The sequence below is a fragment of the Thiovibrio frasassiensis genome, assembly GCF_029607905.1.
In the GTDB taxonomy this organism is placed as follows: Bacteria; Desulfobacterota; Desulfobulbia; order Desulfobulbales; family Desulfurivibrionaceae; genus Thiovibrio; species Thiovibrio frasassiensis.
This window is the reverse complement of sequence record NZ_JAPHEH010000001.1, coordinates 492,904-507,778: the sequence shown is the minus strand read 5'-3', so window position 1 is coordinate 507,778 and position 14,875 is coordinate 492,904. Positions and strand designations below refer to the sequence as shown.

The following is a 14,875-nucleotide window of genomic DNA, read 5'->3' as shown; positions in this document are numbered from 1 at the left end:
ATAAGGCGGCGCTGTTTGCCGCGGGACAATGGGCTTCTGCAGAGCAGCGACAACAAGCGGAGGAAGCATGTATTTCTGGCAAGGGTTTTTCCTGTATCTGGCGCCGGGCGGCCTTCTTTTGGCGGCGGCGCTGACTTCCTTCCAGCACGAGGGTCTGGCCCGGTGGTTGTTTGGGATCAACTGGCTTTTGCCTCCGGCTTTGGGGCTTGTCGCCGTTTTTTTTGGTTGGCGCTTTAATCGCAGCCGTTTGCTCTTCGGGGTGCTGGTGATCATGGTAGCCGATTTGCTGCTCCGCCGTTATGGCGGCTCTGCCCAGATCGATCAGCTTCTGGCCAGGTATGTCTTCCATATGGCCCTGTTGCTGCTGCCCCTCAACCTGCTTCTTTTCTCCTTCTGGCGGGAGCGGGGCATTGTCACCGGCCAGGGTCTGCGCCGTTTTGTCGGTATTCTTGTGCAGCCGCTCCTGTTGCTTGGGCTCTATGGGGTGCGCGGCCCCCTCATTGTGCGACAACTGGAGGGGATGACCGTTTCTCTGCCCCTGGTCGGGGGGGTGTTCTTCCCGGCTCTGGTCGTGAGCGTTTTGGTTGTTGTCGGACTTTCTTTTCGTTTTTGGCGGTATGGTGACCTGCTGGATCATGGCTTTCTCTGGGCCATGGTCTGTTCGTTTTTTGCCTTGTTGATCGGTAATTCCTCGAAACAGACTTTTCTTTTCAGCGTGGCCGTGTTGATCCTTATTGTCGCTGCCATTGAGGCTGCCCACCGGATGGCTTTTCGGGATGAGTTGACCGGCCTGCCCGCCCGGAGGGCCCTGAACGAGGCGATGCTCAAACTGGGCCGCACCTATACCGTGGCCATGGTGGATATCGATTTTTTCAAGAAATTCAATGACCGCTACGGCCACGATGTGGGGGATCAGGTCTTGGCCATGGTGGCCACCATGCTCACCAAGGTTGGGGGGGGAGGGAAACCCTTCCGGTATGGCGGCGAGGAGTTCACCATCCTTTTTCCGGGAAAAAACACGAAAGAAGCCCAGCCCCATCTGGAAGCATTGCGCCAGGCGGTTGCGGAGGCAGGGTTTAAGGTCCGGAGCGCGGGGCGAGCCGGCAAGAGCCAGAGCAATAGGAAGCAGGGTGGGGACTCCGGGAAAAAGGTCTCGCTCACCATCAGTATCGGTCTGGCCCAGGGCGATACAGCCAGAAAAACCATCTCCCAATCCGTGATCAAGGCGGCGGATAAGGCGTTGTATCGGGCCAAGGAAGGCGGGCGCAACCGGGTTTCCTGTTGAAGAATTCTGTGGGGGAACGCATTTCTCTCGCCTTGCTTCTTTGTTTGACTTCATAGACAACCCGTCCCTATAATGGACGTACCTGTTCAGGGAGGAAGTCATGGGGTCAGAATCACACCGTTTTGTTCCACAACCAAGGCACCACTATTGGAAAATAACCGTGTTGGCGCTGGGGGTTGCCTGCGTTGTTGCCGTCGGGCTGTACCAACTTGCCCATCTCTATGTGCTCAACGAGGCGGAAAGAAACATCCAAGCCGTACTCCTCTCCCACAAAGGGGTGCATCGTTATATCCAGGAAATCATGCATCCCGCTTTCTACAAATTGAAAGCGGAAGGCATGGTTGCGGAAAAGTTTTACGCCCCGGAGATCCTCTCCTCTTCGTTCATGGTCAGAAACCAGCACCGGGCATACAATGAGGAGCGTAAGGCCGCTGGTCTCGAGGAAGTTTACTACAAGATGGCCGCCATCAATCCGCGCAATCCGGTGAACAAGGCGGACGCCTTGGAAGAAAAGCTGATCCGGATGTTCAATGCGAACAAGGAGGTTAAGAAGTACCGGGAGGTTGTCCGGATCGATGGCAAGGACTACCTCTATGTCGCCCTGCCTTTTCTGGTGAACCAGCAGAGGTGCATGGTCTGCCATGGAGACCGGCAGGATGCGCCCCTCGGTCTTCAAAGCCTCTATCCGGGGCTGGGTGGTTTTGGCGAGAAGGTCGGCGATATCCGGGCGATCGAGTCGATCCGGGCTCCCATGGAACACCAGTACTATCTTCTCTATATTGTTTGTGCCTCTTCCTTTACCGGGCTGTTGGTGCTGGCCGGCTTGCTGCTTTTCAACACCCGGCTTCGCGATATGGTGCGGGCCAGGACCGAGGACTTGCAGCAGGAGGTGCTCGAGCGCCGCAGAGCGGAGGAAGAGGTGCGCCAAGCCAACGAAGAGCTCGAAGCGAGGGTGGAGGAGCGCACCGCCCAGATTGCCGCGGCGAATAAAGAACTCGACTCCTTTGCCTATTCGGTTTCCCACGATCTGCGGGCGCCGCTGCGCGGCATCGATGGCTTCAGTATGGCCCTGCTGGAGGATTACGGCGAGACCCTGGATGGCGCGGCCAAGGATTATCTCGGTCGTATCCGGGCCGGATGTGTGCGGATGGGCCACTTGATCGACGATATGCTGCAGCTTTCCCGGCTTTCCAGGGGCGAGATCAATCGGCAGGAGGTCGATCTCAGCGTTCTGGCCGGCGAGATTGTTGAAGACCTCCAACACACGGCGCCGCAGCGGAAGGTTGTCTTTGAAATTGCCAAGGGGATAACGGTTTTCGGGGATGCTGTCTTGCTGCGGGCAGTGCTCGATAATCTGCTGGGCAATGCCTGGAAATTCACCGCGAAAACCCCGGAGGCACGGATTGCCTTCGGCCGGCGGGAAGAAGGCGGCAAGGAGTTCCTCTTTGTGAAGGATAATGGCGCGGGTTTTGACATGGCCTATGGTGACAAACTGTTCGGCGCCTTCCAGCGGCTGCACTCTTCTCAGGAATTTGAAGGGACGGGCATTGGCCTGGCCACGGTGCAGAGGATTATCCATCGGCACGGCGGCACAGTCCGGGCGGAGGGTGCGGTGGGACAAGGGGCAACCTTTTATTTCTCCCTGTAAAAAGCTGGCTGCTAAGGGAGTAACAGTTATGAGGAAGAATATGATTCTATTGGTTGAGGACAATCCGGACGACGAGGCCCTGACCCTTCGGGCCCTGCAGAAAAACAACATCCTCAACGAGGTGGTGGTGGCCAGGGACGGGGTGGAGGCCCTGGATTTTCTTTTTGGTACGGGTCCGCATGCGGACCGTGATCTGACCATCATGCCCGAGGTCACTCTGCTCGATATCAATCTGCCCAAGATAAACGGGCTGGAGGTCTTGGCAAAAATCCGGGCCAACGAGAGAACCCGGCTGCTGCCGGTGGTTATTCTCACCACCTCCAACGAGGAGCAGGACAAGATCAAAAGCTATACGCTGGGGGCAAACAGTTTTATTCGCAAACCCGTTGATTTCCTCCAGTTCAGCGAGGCGATCCGGCAGCTGGGTGTGTATTGGCTGGTGCTGAATCAGGCGCCTCCCGTGGTGCGGGGTTGAGCCATGGCCGATAGGTTGCGCGTTTTGCTGGTGGAAGATTCCGAAGATGATGCGGCCTTGGTGGTGCGGGCGCTGAGTAAGGGAGGTTTTGCGCCGAGCTACGAGCGGGTAGATGCCGCCGCCGGGATGGCGGCATGTCTTGCCAGCCAAGAGTGGGACCTGGTTCTCTCCGACTATTCCATGCCGCAGTTCAATGGCTTGGCCGCGCTGCAACTCTTGCAGGAAAAGGGGCTTGATCTGCCCTTTATCTTGGTTTCCGGTGCGGTGGGCGAGGAAACCGCCGTGGAAATCATGCGGGCCGGTGCCTGCGATTATGTGATGAAGGACAAGTTGGCCCGGTTGGCCCCCGCTGTTATCCGTGGGTTGCGGGAGGCGGAAAGCCGGAAGGCGGCGCAGGAGGCGGACAGGGCCATCGATGCTCTGGTCCGGGGGATGGTCGGCGTTACCGGGGCGGACTGTTTTGATCGGATCATCGAGGGGTTGTGCGAGTGGCTTGGCGCGGAGTATGGCCTTATCGGCGCCCTGATCGATGGAGAGGTGCGGACGCTTTCCTTTTACCGCCAGGGAGAGAAACGGGAGAATTTTAGTTACCCGCTGGCCGGAACGCCCTGCGAGGTGATTGTGCAAGAGGTCTACAAGAGCTATCCCAAGGATCTCCGCCGCCTGTTCCCCGGGGACAAGGCTCTCGCGGAGATGGGGGCGGAAAGCTGCGTGGGCATCTCGTTGCGGGATGGCCAGCAGAATGTGTTGGGGGTGCTCAACATCTTTTCGAGTCGGGAGCTGTTGCCCACAACAAGGCTTGCGGAGATCATGGGAATTGTCGCGGTCAAGGCTGCGGCCGAGATCGAGCGTCTGCGGGAAGAGGAAGAAAGAAGCGTGCTCGAGGCGCAGCTGCGCCAGGCCCAGAAAATGGAAGCCATCGGTACCCTGGCCGGGGGGATCGCCCATGATTTTAACAATATTCTTGCGGCAATTCTTGGCTATACCGAGTTGGCCAAGCAAAAAATGATTCCGGAAAGCGAGCCGGACCACTGTCTTGGTGAGGTGCTCAAGGCAACCTCCCGGGCTAAGGGGTTGGTGCAGCAGATCCTGGCCTTCAGCCGCAAGGGCGAGCAGGAAATGAAGCCCATGCGCATCCAGTGTGTGGTTAAGGAGGCGCTCAAGTTATTGCGCGCCTCCATTCCGTCAAGCATCGAGATCCAACAGCGGATAGCCCCGGATTGCCTGCCCATCCTGGCCGATCCAACCCGGATTCACCAGATTATCATGAATCTCTGCACCAATGCCTCCCATGCCATGGAAGCACAAGGGGGCACCCTGAGCGTACTCCTCGAGAATACGGCCTTGGGGGAGGAAGAGGCGCAAGCCCACGGTTTGCCGGCAGGGGGATATGTGCTCCTGGTGGTGAGCGATACCGGGCACGGTATGGGAAAAGAGGTGCTGGATCACATCTTTGAGCCCTATTTTACCACCAAGGAGCAAGGGAAAGGCGCGGGCATGGGGCTAGCGATCGTGCATGGCCTTGTCGTGGGGGGTGGGGGCAAAATTATCGTGGCGAGTACCCTCGGCCAGGGCACGACCTTCAGAATTTTTTTCCCGCAGGTTTCGGACAAGGTTGCCGAGGAGGCTCATCCGGAAATCTGCAGCCCCTCGCCGAAGGGCAGCGAGTGTATTTTTGTCATCGATGATGAACAGGCCATTGTGGCCATGGAGAAAATTGCCCTGGAGCGTCTCGGCTACCGTGTGCGACTCTTTGCCGATAGCGAGGAGGCGCTGGCCGCTTTCCGGGCCGACCCCCAGGGTTGTGACCTGGTGGTGACCGATCAGACCATGCCCCATCTTTCCGGCATGGAGCTGGCCAAGGCATTTTTGCAGATCCGCCCGGATCTGCCCATCATTCTTTCCACCGGGTACAGCTCCCAGGCTTCGGAAGAGGATGCACTTCGGGCAGGAATTCGCCGTTTTATCATGAAGCCGCTCAATATCTCTCAGCTTGCCACTGCTATCCGGGAAATCCTCGATCAACGGTAGGGATTCCCAGGTCCCCACCGCCGCTTTTTCAAAGTGAAGATTTCCCCACTCTGTGCTATCCTTGCCCCTGATATCGTTCCCTGAAATTCTCTTGCCAACAAAGGAGTTGCCGTAATGAGTGTCGAGCCCAATAAAATCATCTATTCCATGATCCGTGTCGCCAAGTTTTACGACAAGAAACCGATCCTGAAAGACATCAGCCTCTCTTATTTCTACGGGGCCAAGATCGGGGTCTTGGGCATGAACGGCTCGGGTAAGTCGTCGCTGTTGCGGATCCTGGCCGGGGTGGATAAGGAATTTAACGGCGAGACCCACATCTCCCCAGGCTTGACCGTGGGCTATCTTGAGCAGGAACCCCTGCTTGATGAGGGCCGGAGTGTGATCGAGATTGTCCGCGAAGGGGCGCAGGAGGCGGTGGATCTGCTGGCCGAGTTCGAGGAAATCAATAATAAGTTCGCCGAGCCCATGGATGACGAGGCCATGGACAAGCTCATTGCCCGGCAGGCGGTGGTACAGGAGAAACTCGACACCCTGGACGCCTGGGATCTGGACGCCAGGCTTGAGATGGCCATGGACGCCCTGCGCTGCCCGCCTGGGGAGGCTCTGGTTTCGGTGCTTTCCGGCGGCGAGAAACGGCGGGTGGCCCTGTGCCGGCTGTTACTCAAAAAACCCGACATCCTGTTGCTCGATGAGCCCACCAACCATCTGGACGCCGAAACCGTCTCCTGGCTGGAGCAGCATCTGCAACGCTATGAAGGCACGGTCATCGCCGTGACCCATGACCGGTACTTCCTCGACAATGTGGCGGGCTGGATTCTGGAGCTGGACCGGGGCCAGGGCATTCCCTGGAAGGGCAATTACTCCTCCTGGCTGGAGCAGAAGGAGAAGCGGCTGGCCAAAGAGGAAAAGGAAGAGTCCAAGCGGCGTAAGACTCTGCAGCATGAGTTGGAGTGGATCCGCATGAGCCCCAAGGGCAGGCATGCCAAGTCCAAGGCCAGAATCAGTGCCTATGAAGATCTGCTGAGTAAGGATGCGGAAAAGCGCACTCAGGATCTGGAGATCTACATCCCGCCCGGACCGCGTTTGGGCAAGATCGTTATCGAAGCAGAGGGGATCAGTAAATCCTTCGGCGACCGGCTGCTCTTTGAGAACCTGACCTTCTCCCTGCCGCCCGGCGGCATCGTCGGGGTGATCGGTCCCAACGGCGCGGGCAAGACCACCTTGTTTAAGATGATCAGCGGGCAGGATAAGCCCGATTCGGGCACCATCCGTCTGGGCGAGGCGGTGAAGCTCGCCTATGTGGATCAGTCCCGCGACGTGCTGGACCCGGAACAGACGATCTGGCAGGCCATCTCCGAAGGGCAGGAAACCATTACCATGGGCGACCGCGAGGTGAATTCCCGCGCCTATGTGGGCAGATTTAATTTCTCCGGCACCGACCAGCAGAAAAAGGTGGGGCTTCTCTCCGGTGGCCAGCGCAACCGGGTGCATCTGGCTCGGATGCTGAAAGAAGGGGCCAACGTCATCCTGCTGGACGAGCCCACCAACGATCTGGACGTCAGTGCCCTGCGGGCGCTCGAAGAGGCGCTGGAGAACTTCGGCGGCTGCGCCGTGGTCATCAGTCATGACCGTTGGTTCCTCGACCGGATCGCCACCCACATCCTCGCCTTTGAGGGGGATTCCCAGGTGGTCTGGTTCGACGGCAACTACTCCGAATACGAGGCGGACCGCAAGGCGAGATTGGGCGATGCCGCCGACCAGCCCCACCGGATCAAATACCGTCACCTCACCCGCGCTTGAGGTCCCGATTGTCTCCAAGAGTTGAAAAGCCTGGCTGCCAGTGTATCGGCCGCCAGGCTTTTTTGTGCAAATTTTAGGGGTGGCGCAGTCACGGCAGGGGGGGAATAATGGTATTGCGCCTTCTGTGTGATAGGTATATCTGGCTGAATTATTTAAGAAAACATTGAAAAAAAGAAGGCTTCCCCGTGTTTTTTACGTATATTGAAAATAGGTAGTACTACGTAGCGTCCTCCTCTTGGGAGAGAACCGATGCCTGCAAATGATTCAGCAAAGACCTTTCTCCGTCGTTTTCTGGTGTTCCGTTCCATCAGAAGAAAGACCCTGGTCATTCTCGGTCTTACCTTTCTCTCTTCCTTCCTGCTGCTCCATACCGTTTCCCAATATATCCTTCTGCAAAGTTTCAAGGAGCAGGAGATCCAAACGGCCAAACATGGGCTGAACCAGATCTCCAAGGAATTGGCGGCAAGCCTTGAGGTGCTGGACACCCTCACCCGTGACTGGGCCTGGTGGGACGATGCCGGCGATTTTGTGTCCAGCCCGACTCCGCAATTCATTGCCACGAACCTGGGCGATGAAACCTTTGTCGGGATGAAGGTGGATATGATCGGGTTCTTTGCCCCGGATGGAAAGGCTGTCTCCCTGCATCTCTATGATTCCAGTCAGGGTAGGCAGATTGAGGTCCCCGCGACGATGGTGGAGGTTTTGCAAGAAAACCAGAGCCTGGTCAGGCATACCGACTTGCAAGGGGTGCGCCTGGGGGTTGTGGTTTTTCCCCAGGGCCCCATGCTTTTTGCCTCGCGGCCCATTCTGACCAGCAATCAGGAGGGGCCGGTGCGGGGCGCGGTGGTTTTTGGCCGCTTTCTTGGCGCCGAGGAAATAGCGCGGCTCGGCGAGGGCATAGATGCTTTTCTTGCCGTAACCATCCTGGCTAAGGCCAAGGAGAGCCCGGGGCAAAAAGAGGTTGTCGAGAAGATGCGGGCCACCGGGGAAAAGATGGTCATTTCCGCCGAAGGGGGGAAGAGTATAACCGGGGCCATGCTGGTCAACGATCTCTTCGGCAAACCAGCCCTGCTTGTGGAGGCAAGCCTGCATCGGAGCGTTTATGAAAATGGGCAAAAGGCAATCTCCGTACTGCGCTGGCTTTTTTTCGGGATCAGTGCGGTGGTCTGTCTGGTGGTGATGCTCCTGCTCGACAGGCTGGTGGTCAGGCCGGTGGTGCTGCTGAGCGATTCGGTCGCCCGGATAGGCGAAGAGGCTGACCCCGAAGGCAGGGTTGGGAGTAAAGGTCCTGCAGAGATTCGGCGGTTGGCGGCTTCAATCAACACCATGTTGGAGAGGCTGGCGTTTGCGAATCAGCTGCTGGCTGGGAAAAACACCCAACTGGCCCAGGAGATCGCCGAGCGAAAAGAGCTGGAACTGGAGCGGGAAGGGTTGATTGTCCAGTTGCAACAGGCCTTGGCGGAAGTGAAAACCCTGAGCGGTTTTCTGCCCATCTGCGCTTCCTGCAAGAAGATCCGGGACGATTCCGGATACTGGAAGCAGATAGAGGGATATCTCAGTGAGCATGCCGATGTGACCTTCAGCCATGGCATCTGTCCGGATTGCGCCAAAAAGCTCTACGGCGATTTTATCGATGTGGATGAGGCGCTGAAGAAGGAGTGATCAGCACCGGGAAAAAATAGCGAAGGTGTATGGCTCCGTATCGGCCACCCGTTCTTCCGAGATCTTGCGGAACTGCGTGGGGTCAAACTCGGGAAAGAGGATCTCGCCCTCCACCTCCCGATCGAGCACGGTGAGGTAGATTTCGTCGGCCAGGTCCAAGGCCTCTCGGTAGATCTGGCCGCCTCCGGCAATGAAGAGCGTTTCCTCGTCGGCGCAGAGCTGAGTGGCCGCCCTCAGGCTTTCCGCCACCAGACAGCCTGCGGCCTGGTAGTCTCGATTGCGGGTGATGATGATGGTTTTCCGGCCGGGCAGGGGGCGGCCGATGGAATCGAAGGTTTTGCGTCCCATGATCAGGGTGTGTCCCATGGTCATGGACTTGAAGCGTTGCTGTTCGCCGGGGATGTGCCAGGGGATGGTGTTGCCCCGGCCGATCACCCGGTTCTTGGCCATGGCGGCGATGAGGATGATCTTCATCGGTTTGCCTCGCTCACAGTGTTACGCCGCGCCGGTCTTGACCGCCTCAAGCGCTTCCCATCTGGCATAGGCCTCTTTCAGCTTCTGCTCAATTTCTCCCAACCGTTTTTGTATCTTGGCAATAGCACCGGAATCTTTCTGGTAGAGGGCCGGATCAGCCAACTGACGGTGCAGCTCTTCCAGTTCCGCTTCCATGGCCTCAAGCTGTTGGGGCAGCCCTTCAAGTTCCCGCTCTTCCTTGTAAGAGAGTTTTCGGGCAGGACCCTTTTGGGGTGGTTCTTTTTTGCTGCTTTTTTCTGCTTTGGCGGCCGGTGAGGGGGGTTGGGGCCGCTGCAAAAGCCAGTCGTCGTAGCCTCCGGCGTATTCTTCCACCCTGCCTTCGCCCTCAAAAACCAGGGTGGAGGTGACCACATTGTTTAGAAAGGCCCGGTCATGGCTGACCAGCAGCAGGGTTCCCTTGTAGTCCAGAAGCAGCTCTTCGAGGAGTTCCAGGGTTTCCACGTCCAGGTCGTTGGTGGGTTCGTCCATCACCAGAACATTGAAAGGCTGGGTGAACAACTTTGCCAATAGAAGGCGGTTTTTTTCTCCGCCGGAAAGAACGTGCACCGGCGACCGGGTCCGGTCCGGGGCAAAGAGGAAATCCTGGAGATAGCTGATGATGTGGCGGGGCTGTCCGTTGACCAGCACGGTGTCTCCGCCGTCGGTCACGTTGTCGGCCACGGTTTTATCCGGGTCGAGCTGTTCCCGATTCTGGTCGAAATAGCACGATTCGATGCGGGTTCCCAGGGTAATGGTTCCTTCCGCCGGGGTGAGCTGGCCGAGCAGGAGCTTGAGCAGGGTGGACTTGCCCGCCCCGTTGGGGCCGATGATCCCCACCTTGTCGCCGCGCATGATGGTGGCGGTCAATCCCTTGATGATCGGGGTGGTGTTGTAATAAAACGAGACATCCTTGAGCGAGGCCACCAGCTTGCCGGAGCGTTCGGCATCCTGCATCTGGATGCGGGCCTTGCCGGACTGGGTTCTCCGGGCGGAGCGTTCATTGCGCAGGTCGATCAGGGCCCGGACCCTCCCTTCGTTGCGGGTGCGGCGCGCCTTGATCCCCTGGCGGATCCAGGCTTCTTCCTGGGCCAGTTTCTTGTCGAACTTATGGCTCTGGCTCGCTTCGGCATCCAGGGCGTCCTGCTTGCGCTGGAGATAGGTGGCAAAGTTGCCGGGCCAGCTGGTCAGCCGTCCCCGGTCCAGTTCCACGATGCGGGTGGCGATCTTCTGGAGCAGCATCCGGTCATGGGTGACAAAGAGCAGGGTGGAGGAAAAACCAAGGAGGAACTCTTCCAGCCAGTTGATGGCCTCGATGTCCAGATGGTTGGTGGGCTCGTCCAGAAGGAGCAGGTCCGGTTCGCTGACCAGGGCGCGGGCCAGCAGGACCCTCCGTTTAAGCCCGCCGGAAAGGGAGGTGAACTCCTGGTCCGGCGGGAGCTGGAGGCGGGAAAGGACCGTGTCCACTTGCTGCTGCGCCTGCCAACCGTTTGCGGCATCCAGGGCATGCTGGGCCTGTTCCAGTTCGGCAAGGACCGCCTCGGAGTGATCGGTCTGGAGGAGATGGCTCACTGCGTGGTAGCGGGCGAGCAAGGCGAAAATCTCGCCCAAGCCCGCAGCCACCACCTCGTAGACGGTGCCGGTCAGGGTGGCTGGAACTTCCTGGGTGAGCCGCGCCACGCGCAGCCCTTTCTGACGGGTGATCTCCCCCCGGTCCGGCTCGATCTCTCCAGCCAGGATCTTCATGAGCGAGGATTTGCCTTCGCCGTTGCGGCCCACCAGGCAGAGGCGCTCGCCGGGTTCGATCTGCAGGTCGATGCCGTTGAGCAGAGGCAAGCCGCCAAAGCTTAAGCCGATATCTTTCAGGGTAATAGTGGCCATGATTTGCTTGAGGTCTTATAAATGTCCAGCAACGCAAGTGGCGCTGCTGGACATTTAAATTTTAGAATTGAGCTGCGTTTTTGGGTGCCAGGGAAACGGATTAAGAACTCTTTGCTCTCGGCGGGCTCTGTCGGCTCGAAGAGACCCTCCTTCCCGCAGAACTGGGCCTGCCGGCACTGGGGCGACTGCCGCCGGGCCGACTGCGGGGCGCGGAGGAGGACTCTCTTTTGGGCGCGGGTCTGGAAGGGGGCGGGGTTGAGAGCCAATCCGGATCGGGTTGGATACAGGGCAGCTTGGCCCCGATGAATTCTTCGATGTCGGGGAGCTGGAAGGAATCGGACTCGTCGGCAAAGCTCACCGAGGTGCCCAAGGCACCGGCCCGGCCCGTTCTCCCGATGCGATGCACATAATCTTCGGGGTCATGGGGCAGGGTGTAGTTGATGACATGGCTCACCCCATCCACATGGATGCCCCGCCCGGCCACATCGGTGGCCACCAGCACCCGGATCTTGCCGGCGCGAAAGTTTTCCAGGGTTTTGGTCCGGGTGTGCTGGGGGATGTCGCCTGAGAGGATGGCGCACTGGATGTCGTAGCGGCCCAGCTTTTCGGCGAGATGGCGGGTTTCGTCCTTACGGTTGCAGAAGATCATCACCCGCTCAAGGTTCTGGCGGATGATGATGTTGTAGAGCAGGGGGAATTTTTCCCGGCTGCTGACCAGGTAAACCAGCTGTTCCACGGTATCGGTCACCACCTGTTCGGGTTCGATCTCCACCGTGACCGGGTCCTTGGTCCACTGCGAGGCGAGACTGATGACCTGGGGGGTTAGGGTGGCGGAAAAGAGCAGGGTCTGGCGCTTGTCTTTGTTGGGGGTGGAGTGGACGATCTGGCGGACATCGGGGATAAAGCCCATGTCCAGCATGCGGTCCGCCTCGTCGATGACCAGGATCTCCACCTGATCCAGGTGGACGTACTGCTGGCGCTTAAAATCAAGCAGTCGGCCCGGGGTGGCCACGACGATGTCCACCTGCTGGCCGGTGATCTGGCGCTGCTGTTTCTGGTAATCCATGCCGCCGAGTACCGCAACGGTGACGACGTTACAGTACTGGGTCAGTTCCCGGGCATCCTCGACAATCTGGAGGACCAGTTCGCGGGTCGGGGCCAGGATCAGGGCGCGGGGCGAGCCGTTGCGCCTCTTTCCGGGGGGAGTGGTCCGCAGCAATCGGGTGAAGATGGTGGTCAGGAAGGCGGCCGTCTTGCCGGTGCCGGTCTGGGCCTTGCCGCTGGCATCCTTGCCGGTCAGGGTGTGGGGCAGGGTTTGGGCCTGGATGGGGGTGCAATAGGAAAAGCCCAGGTCGGAGATGGCATGCATGATCTCGCTGGGCAGGTCAAGGTCGTGGAAACGCGTTTTACCCTCAATCTTGGGAACCAGGAACTGCGAAGCATCCCAGGGCGGGGTCGGGTCGCCCTCGGGGAGCGAGGCTTGCGGGCGAATATTCTCCGGGATATGGGGCGGCTTGGGTTCCTTTTTTTTGCCACGACGTGGCCGGGAGGTCCGTTGGCTTTCCTCGGTCAGGAGCTGTGCCTGCGGGGCGGGGGCGAGTTCGCTGCCTTTTTCCCGGCCGGTGATGATTTTTTTGAGTTTGTCACGGAAGCGGTTGATGATTTTTCTTACCAAAATATCCTCTCAATGGAGATGATGAATTATGACGGACTAGTGTTAACCCAGAAAAGTCACGGGTCTGCAATATGTAATCAGCCAGTTATAAAGCAATAACCCTCGCCGGTCGCGTTCGCTTCCTGCTGTAATCGCGGCTTTGTGCGATTTCAACAATTATGACGGAGTTGCGGAGGGATGTTAAAGAACCATAGTCTGTTTGGAGGGAAGGCAAAAGGTTTTTTCCGCAGGAACCATCAAGGAAATATGCCGGGGCCAGACCGTTTAAGAATTTTTTTCGGGCAGGAGCAAGAAGAACGGTCATGGAAAAGGCGGGGCAGGCGAACTCGCTGACTGAGCGGTTCGCCGGGGTTACATGAGAAAAGATGGTGGGCCGTCGGGGGCTCGAACCCCAAACCTACTGATTAAGAGTCAGTTGCTCTACCAGTTGAGCTAACGGCCCTTCTCTTTATGTCGTGGCAAGATATACACCTTCCGCCTTGCCTTGTCAACCATGTTGCGTCAACTTATCCCCTATTATTTTGGCTCCGGGATTGGCTGATTTTTTCACCTCTTATTCAGTCCGGCAGGTGCAAAAGAGGTGGGGTTCAGGTATAGTGGCAGGAGTGAGATGCGATTTTATTTTCCGGTGCGGCATGTCCTCGCCTGGGGGCCGGAAGTGCGACAGGGTCAAGGGTAAAGGAGATAATTCATGAGCAAGGTATTGATAATCGGGGCCGGAGGGGTCGGCAGTGTTGTGGTCCATAAATGCGCGCAGGTTCCGGAGGTTTTTACGGAGATCTGTCTTGCCAGCCGGACCCTGGCCCGGTGCGAAAACATCCGGAAATCCGTCAAGGAACGGACCGGTCGTGACATCGAGATCGCCCAGGTCGATGCCGACAATGTCCCCGAGACCGTGGCTCTGATCCGGCGGGTTAAGCCGAAGCTGGTGGTCAACGTGGCCCTGCCTTACCAGGATCTGCACATCATGGATGCCTGTCTGGAAACCGGGGTTGATTATCTGGATACCGCCAACTACGAGCCGCCGGATGAGGCGAAGTTCTGTTATAAATGGCAGTGGGATTATCAGGCCCGCTTCAAGGAAAAGGGGCTCATGGCCCTGTTGGGCAGCGGCTTTGACCCAGGGGTCACCAATGTCTACTGCGCCCATGCGGCCAAGCACCATTTCGACGAGATCCATTATGTGGACATCCTTGATGCCAATGCCGGCGACCACGGCCACCCCTTTGCCACCAATTTCAACCCCGAGATCAATATCCGGGAGGTCACGGCCAAGGGCAAATATTGGGAGAACGGAGAGTGGGTCGAGACCGCGCCGCTTTCCATCAAGCAGAGCTACGATTTTCCGGTGCTCGGCCCCAAGAACGCCTATCTCATGTACCACGAGGAGCTGGAATCCCTGGCGAAGAATATCAAGGGGCTCAAGCGCATCCGTTTTTGGATGACCTTTTCCGACAACTATCTCAAGCATCTTGAGGTCTTGCAGAATGTGGGCATGACCGGGATCGAGCCGATCATGTTCGAGGGGCGCGAGATCGTGCCCTTGCAGTTCCTCAAGGCGCTGCTGCCCGATCCCGCCTCCCTGGGGTCGCGGACCAAGGGGAAAACCTGTATCGGCTGCGAGGTGGAAGGGATCAAGAACGGCAAGCCCAGGAAGATGTTCATCTATAATGTCTGCGACCATGAGGAATGTTACCGCGAGGTGGGATCCCAGGCCATCTCCTACACCACCGGGGTGCCGGCGATGATCGGGGCGATGATGATGCTCACCGGCAAGTGGCGGGGGACCGGGGTTTTTAATATGGAGGATCTGGACCCGGATCCGTTCATGGAGAAACTCAATATCCACGGTCTGCCGTGGCTGGAAAAGATTCTGGTTTAGGCGCTTCTGCCGACTGCCGACGATCC

At 58.2% G+C, this 14,875-nt stretch carries 10 protein-coding genes and 1 tRNA gene; 7 read left to right on the top strand and 4 right to left on the bottom strand.

Features of this window, described 5'->3' with window-relative positions; genetic code table 11:
• Positions 1-67 precede the first annotated feature (67 nt).
• The 6 genes from OLX77_RS02345 (at position 68) to OLX77_RS02320 (ending at position 8,901) form a co-directional block, all read left to right on the top strand.
• Positions 68-1,285 (top strand): GGDEF domain-containing protein, encoded by a 1,218-nt coding sequence (locus tag OLX77_RS02345; RefSeq protein ID WP_307631976.1) that lies wholly within the window; start codon positions 68-70, stop codon positions 1,283-1,285.
• Positions 1,286-1,385: 100 nt separating this feature from the next.
• Positions 1,386-2,933, top strand: coding sequence for a c-type heme family protein (locus OLX77_RS02340; RefSeq protein ID WP_307631975.1), 1,548 nt, complete (start codon positions 1,386-1,388; stop codon positions 2,931-2,933).
• A gap of 28 nt (positions 2,934-2,961) precedes the next feature.
• Positions 2,962-3,408, top strand: a complete 447-nt coding sequence (locus OLX77_RS02335) for a response regulator (RefSeq protein ID WP_307631974.1) — start codon at positions 2,962-2,964, stop codon at positions 3,406-3,408.
• A gap of 3 nt (positions 3,409-3,411) precedes the next feature.
• Complete coding sequence (locus OLX77_RS02330) at positions 3,412-5,439, top strand: response regulator (protein WP_307631973.1); 2,028 nt, start codon at positions 3,412-3,414, stop codon at positions 5,437-5,439.
• Positions 5,440-5,553: 114 nt separating this feature from the next.
• Entirely contained in the window at positions 5,554-7,239 is a 1,686-nt protein-coding gene (gene ettA / locus OLX77_RS02325) for an energy-dependent translational throttle protein EttA (protein WP_307631972.1), read from the top strand.
• 249 nt (positions 7,240-7,488) lie between these two features.
• Complete coding sequence (locus OLX77_RS02320; protein WP_307631971.1) at positions 7,489-8,901, top strand: CHASE4 domain-containing protein; 1,413 nt, start codon at positions 7,489-7,491, stop codon at positions 8,899-8,901.
• Here OLX77_RS02320 and OLX77_RS02315 read toward each other — a convergent pair whose 3' ends face one another.
• From OLX77_RS02315 to OLX77_RS02300, 4 genes are all read right to left on the bottom strand, one after another.
• On the bottom strand, positions 8,902-9,375 hold the full coding sequence (locus OLX77_RS02315; protein ID WP_307631970.1) for a dihydrofolate reductase: 474 nt from the start codon (positions 9,373-9,375) through the stop codon (positions 8,902-8,904). It lies immediately after the preceding gene.
• 21 nt (positions 9,376-9,396) lie between these two features.
• The gene (locus OLX77_RS02310; protein ID WP_307631969.1) at positions 9,397-11,292 is read right to left on the bottom strand and encodes an ATP-binding cassette domain-containing protein; all 1,896 of its coding nucleotides are present in this window, start codon (positions 11,290-11,292) and stop codon (positions 9,397-9,399) included.
• A gap of 100 nt (positions 11,293-11,392) precedes the next feature.
• On the bottom strand, positions 11,393-12,967 hold the full coding sequence (gene rhlB, locus OLX77_RS02305; protein ID WP_307631968.1) for an ATP-dependent RNA helicase RhlB: 1,575 nt from the start codon (positions 12,965-12,967) through the stop codon (positions 11,393-11,395).
• Between the two features lie 366 nt (positions 12,968-13,333).
• Positions 13,334-13,409: transfer RNA gene (locus OLX77_RS02300), tRNA-Lys, on the bottom strand.
• A gap of 249 nt (positions 13,410-13,658) precedes the next feature.
• Here OLX77_RS02300 and OLX77_RS02295 point away from each other — a divergent pair.
• Complete coding sequence (locus OLX77_RS02295; protein ID WP_307631967.1) at positions 13,659-14,849, top strand: saccharopine dehydrogenase family protein; 1,191 nt, start codon at positions 13,659-13,661, stop codon at positions 14,847-14,849.
• The last annotated feature ends 26 nt before the right edge of the window (positions 14,850-14,875 follow it).

Excerpts from the sequence above, each read along its gene's own strand:
- ettA (WP_307631972.1), top strand. The coding sequence starts at position 5,554 with ATGAGTGTCGAGCCCAATAAAATCATCTATTCCATGATCCGTGTCGCC.
- OLX77_RS02315 (WP_307631970.1), bottom strand. The coding sequence starts at position 9,375 with ATGAAGATCATCCTCATCGCCGCCATGGCCAAGAACCGGGTGATCGGC.
- OLX77_RS02320 (WP_307631971.1), top strand. The coding sequence starts at position 7,489 with ATGCCTGCAAATGATTCAGCAAAGACCTTTCTCCGTCGTTTTCTGGTG.
- OLX77_RS02330 (WP_307631973.1), top strand. The coding sequence starts at position 3,412 with ATGGCCGATAGGTTGCGCGTTTTGCTGGTGGAAGATTCCGAAGATGAT.
- OLX77_RS02295 (WP_307631967.1), top strand. The coding sequence starts at position 13,659 with ATGAGCAAGGTATTGATAATCGGGGCCGGAGGGGTCGGCAGTGTTGTG.
- OLX77_RS02310 (WP_307631969.1), bottom strand. The coding sequence starts at position 11,292 with ATGGCCACTATTACCCTGAAAGATATCGGCTTAAGCTTTGGCGGCTTG.
- OLX77_RS02345 (WP_307631976.1), top strand. The coding sequence starts at position 68 with ATGTATTTCTGGCAAGGGTTTTTCCTGTATCTGGCGCCGGGCGGCCTT.
- OLX77_RS02335 (WP_307631974.1), top strand. The coding sequence starts at position 2,962 with ATGAGGAAGAATATGATTCTATTGGTTGAGGACAATCCGGACGACGAG.
- OLX77_RS02340 (WP_307631975.1), top strand. The coding sequence starts at position 1,386 with ATGGGGTCAGAATCACACCGTTTTGTTCCACAACCAAGGCACCACTAT.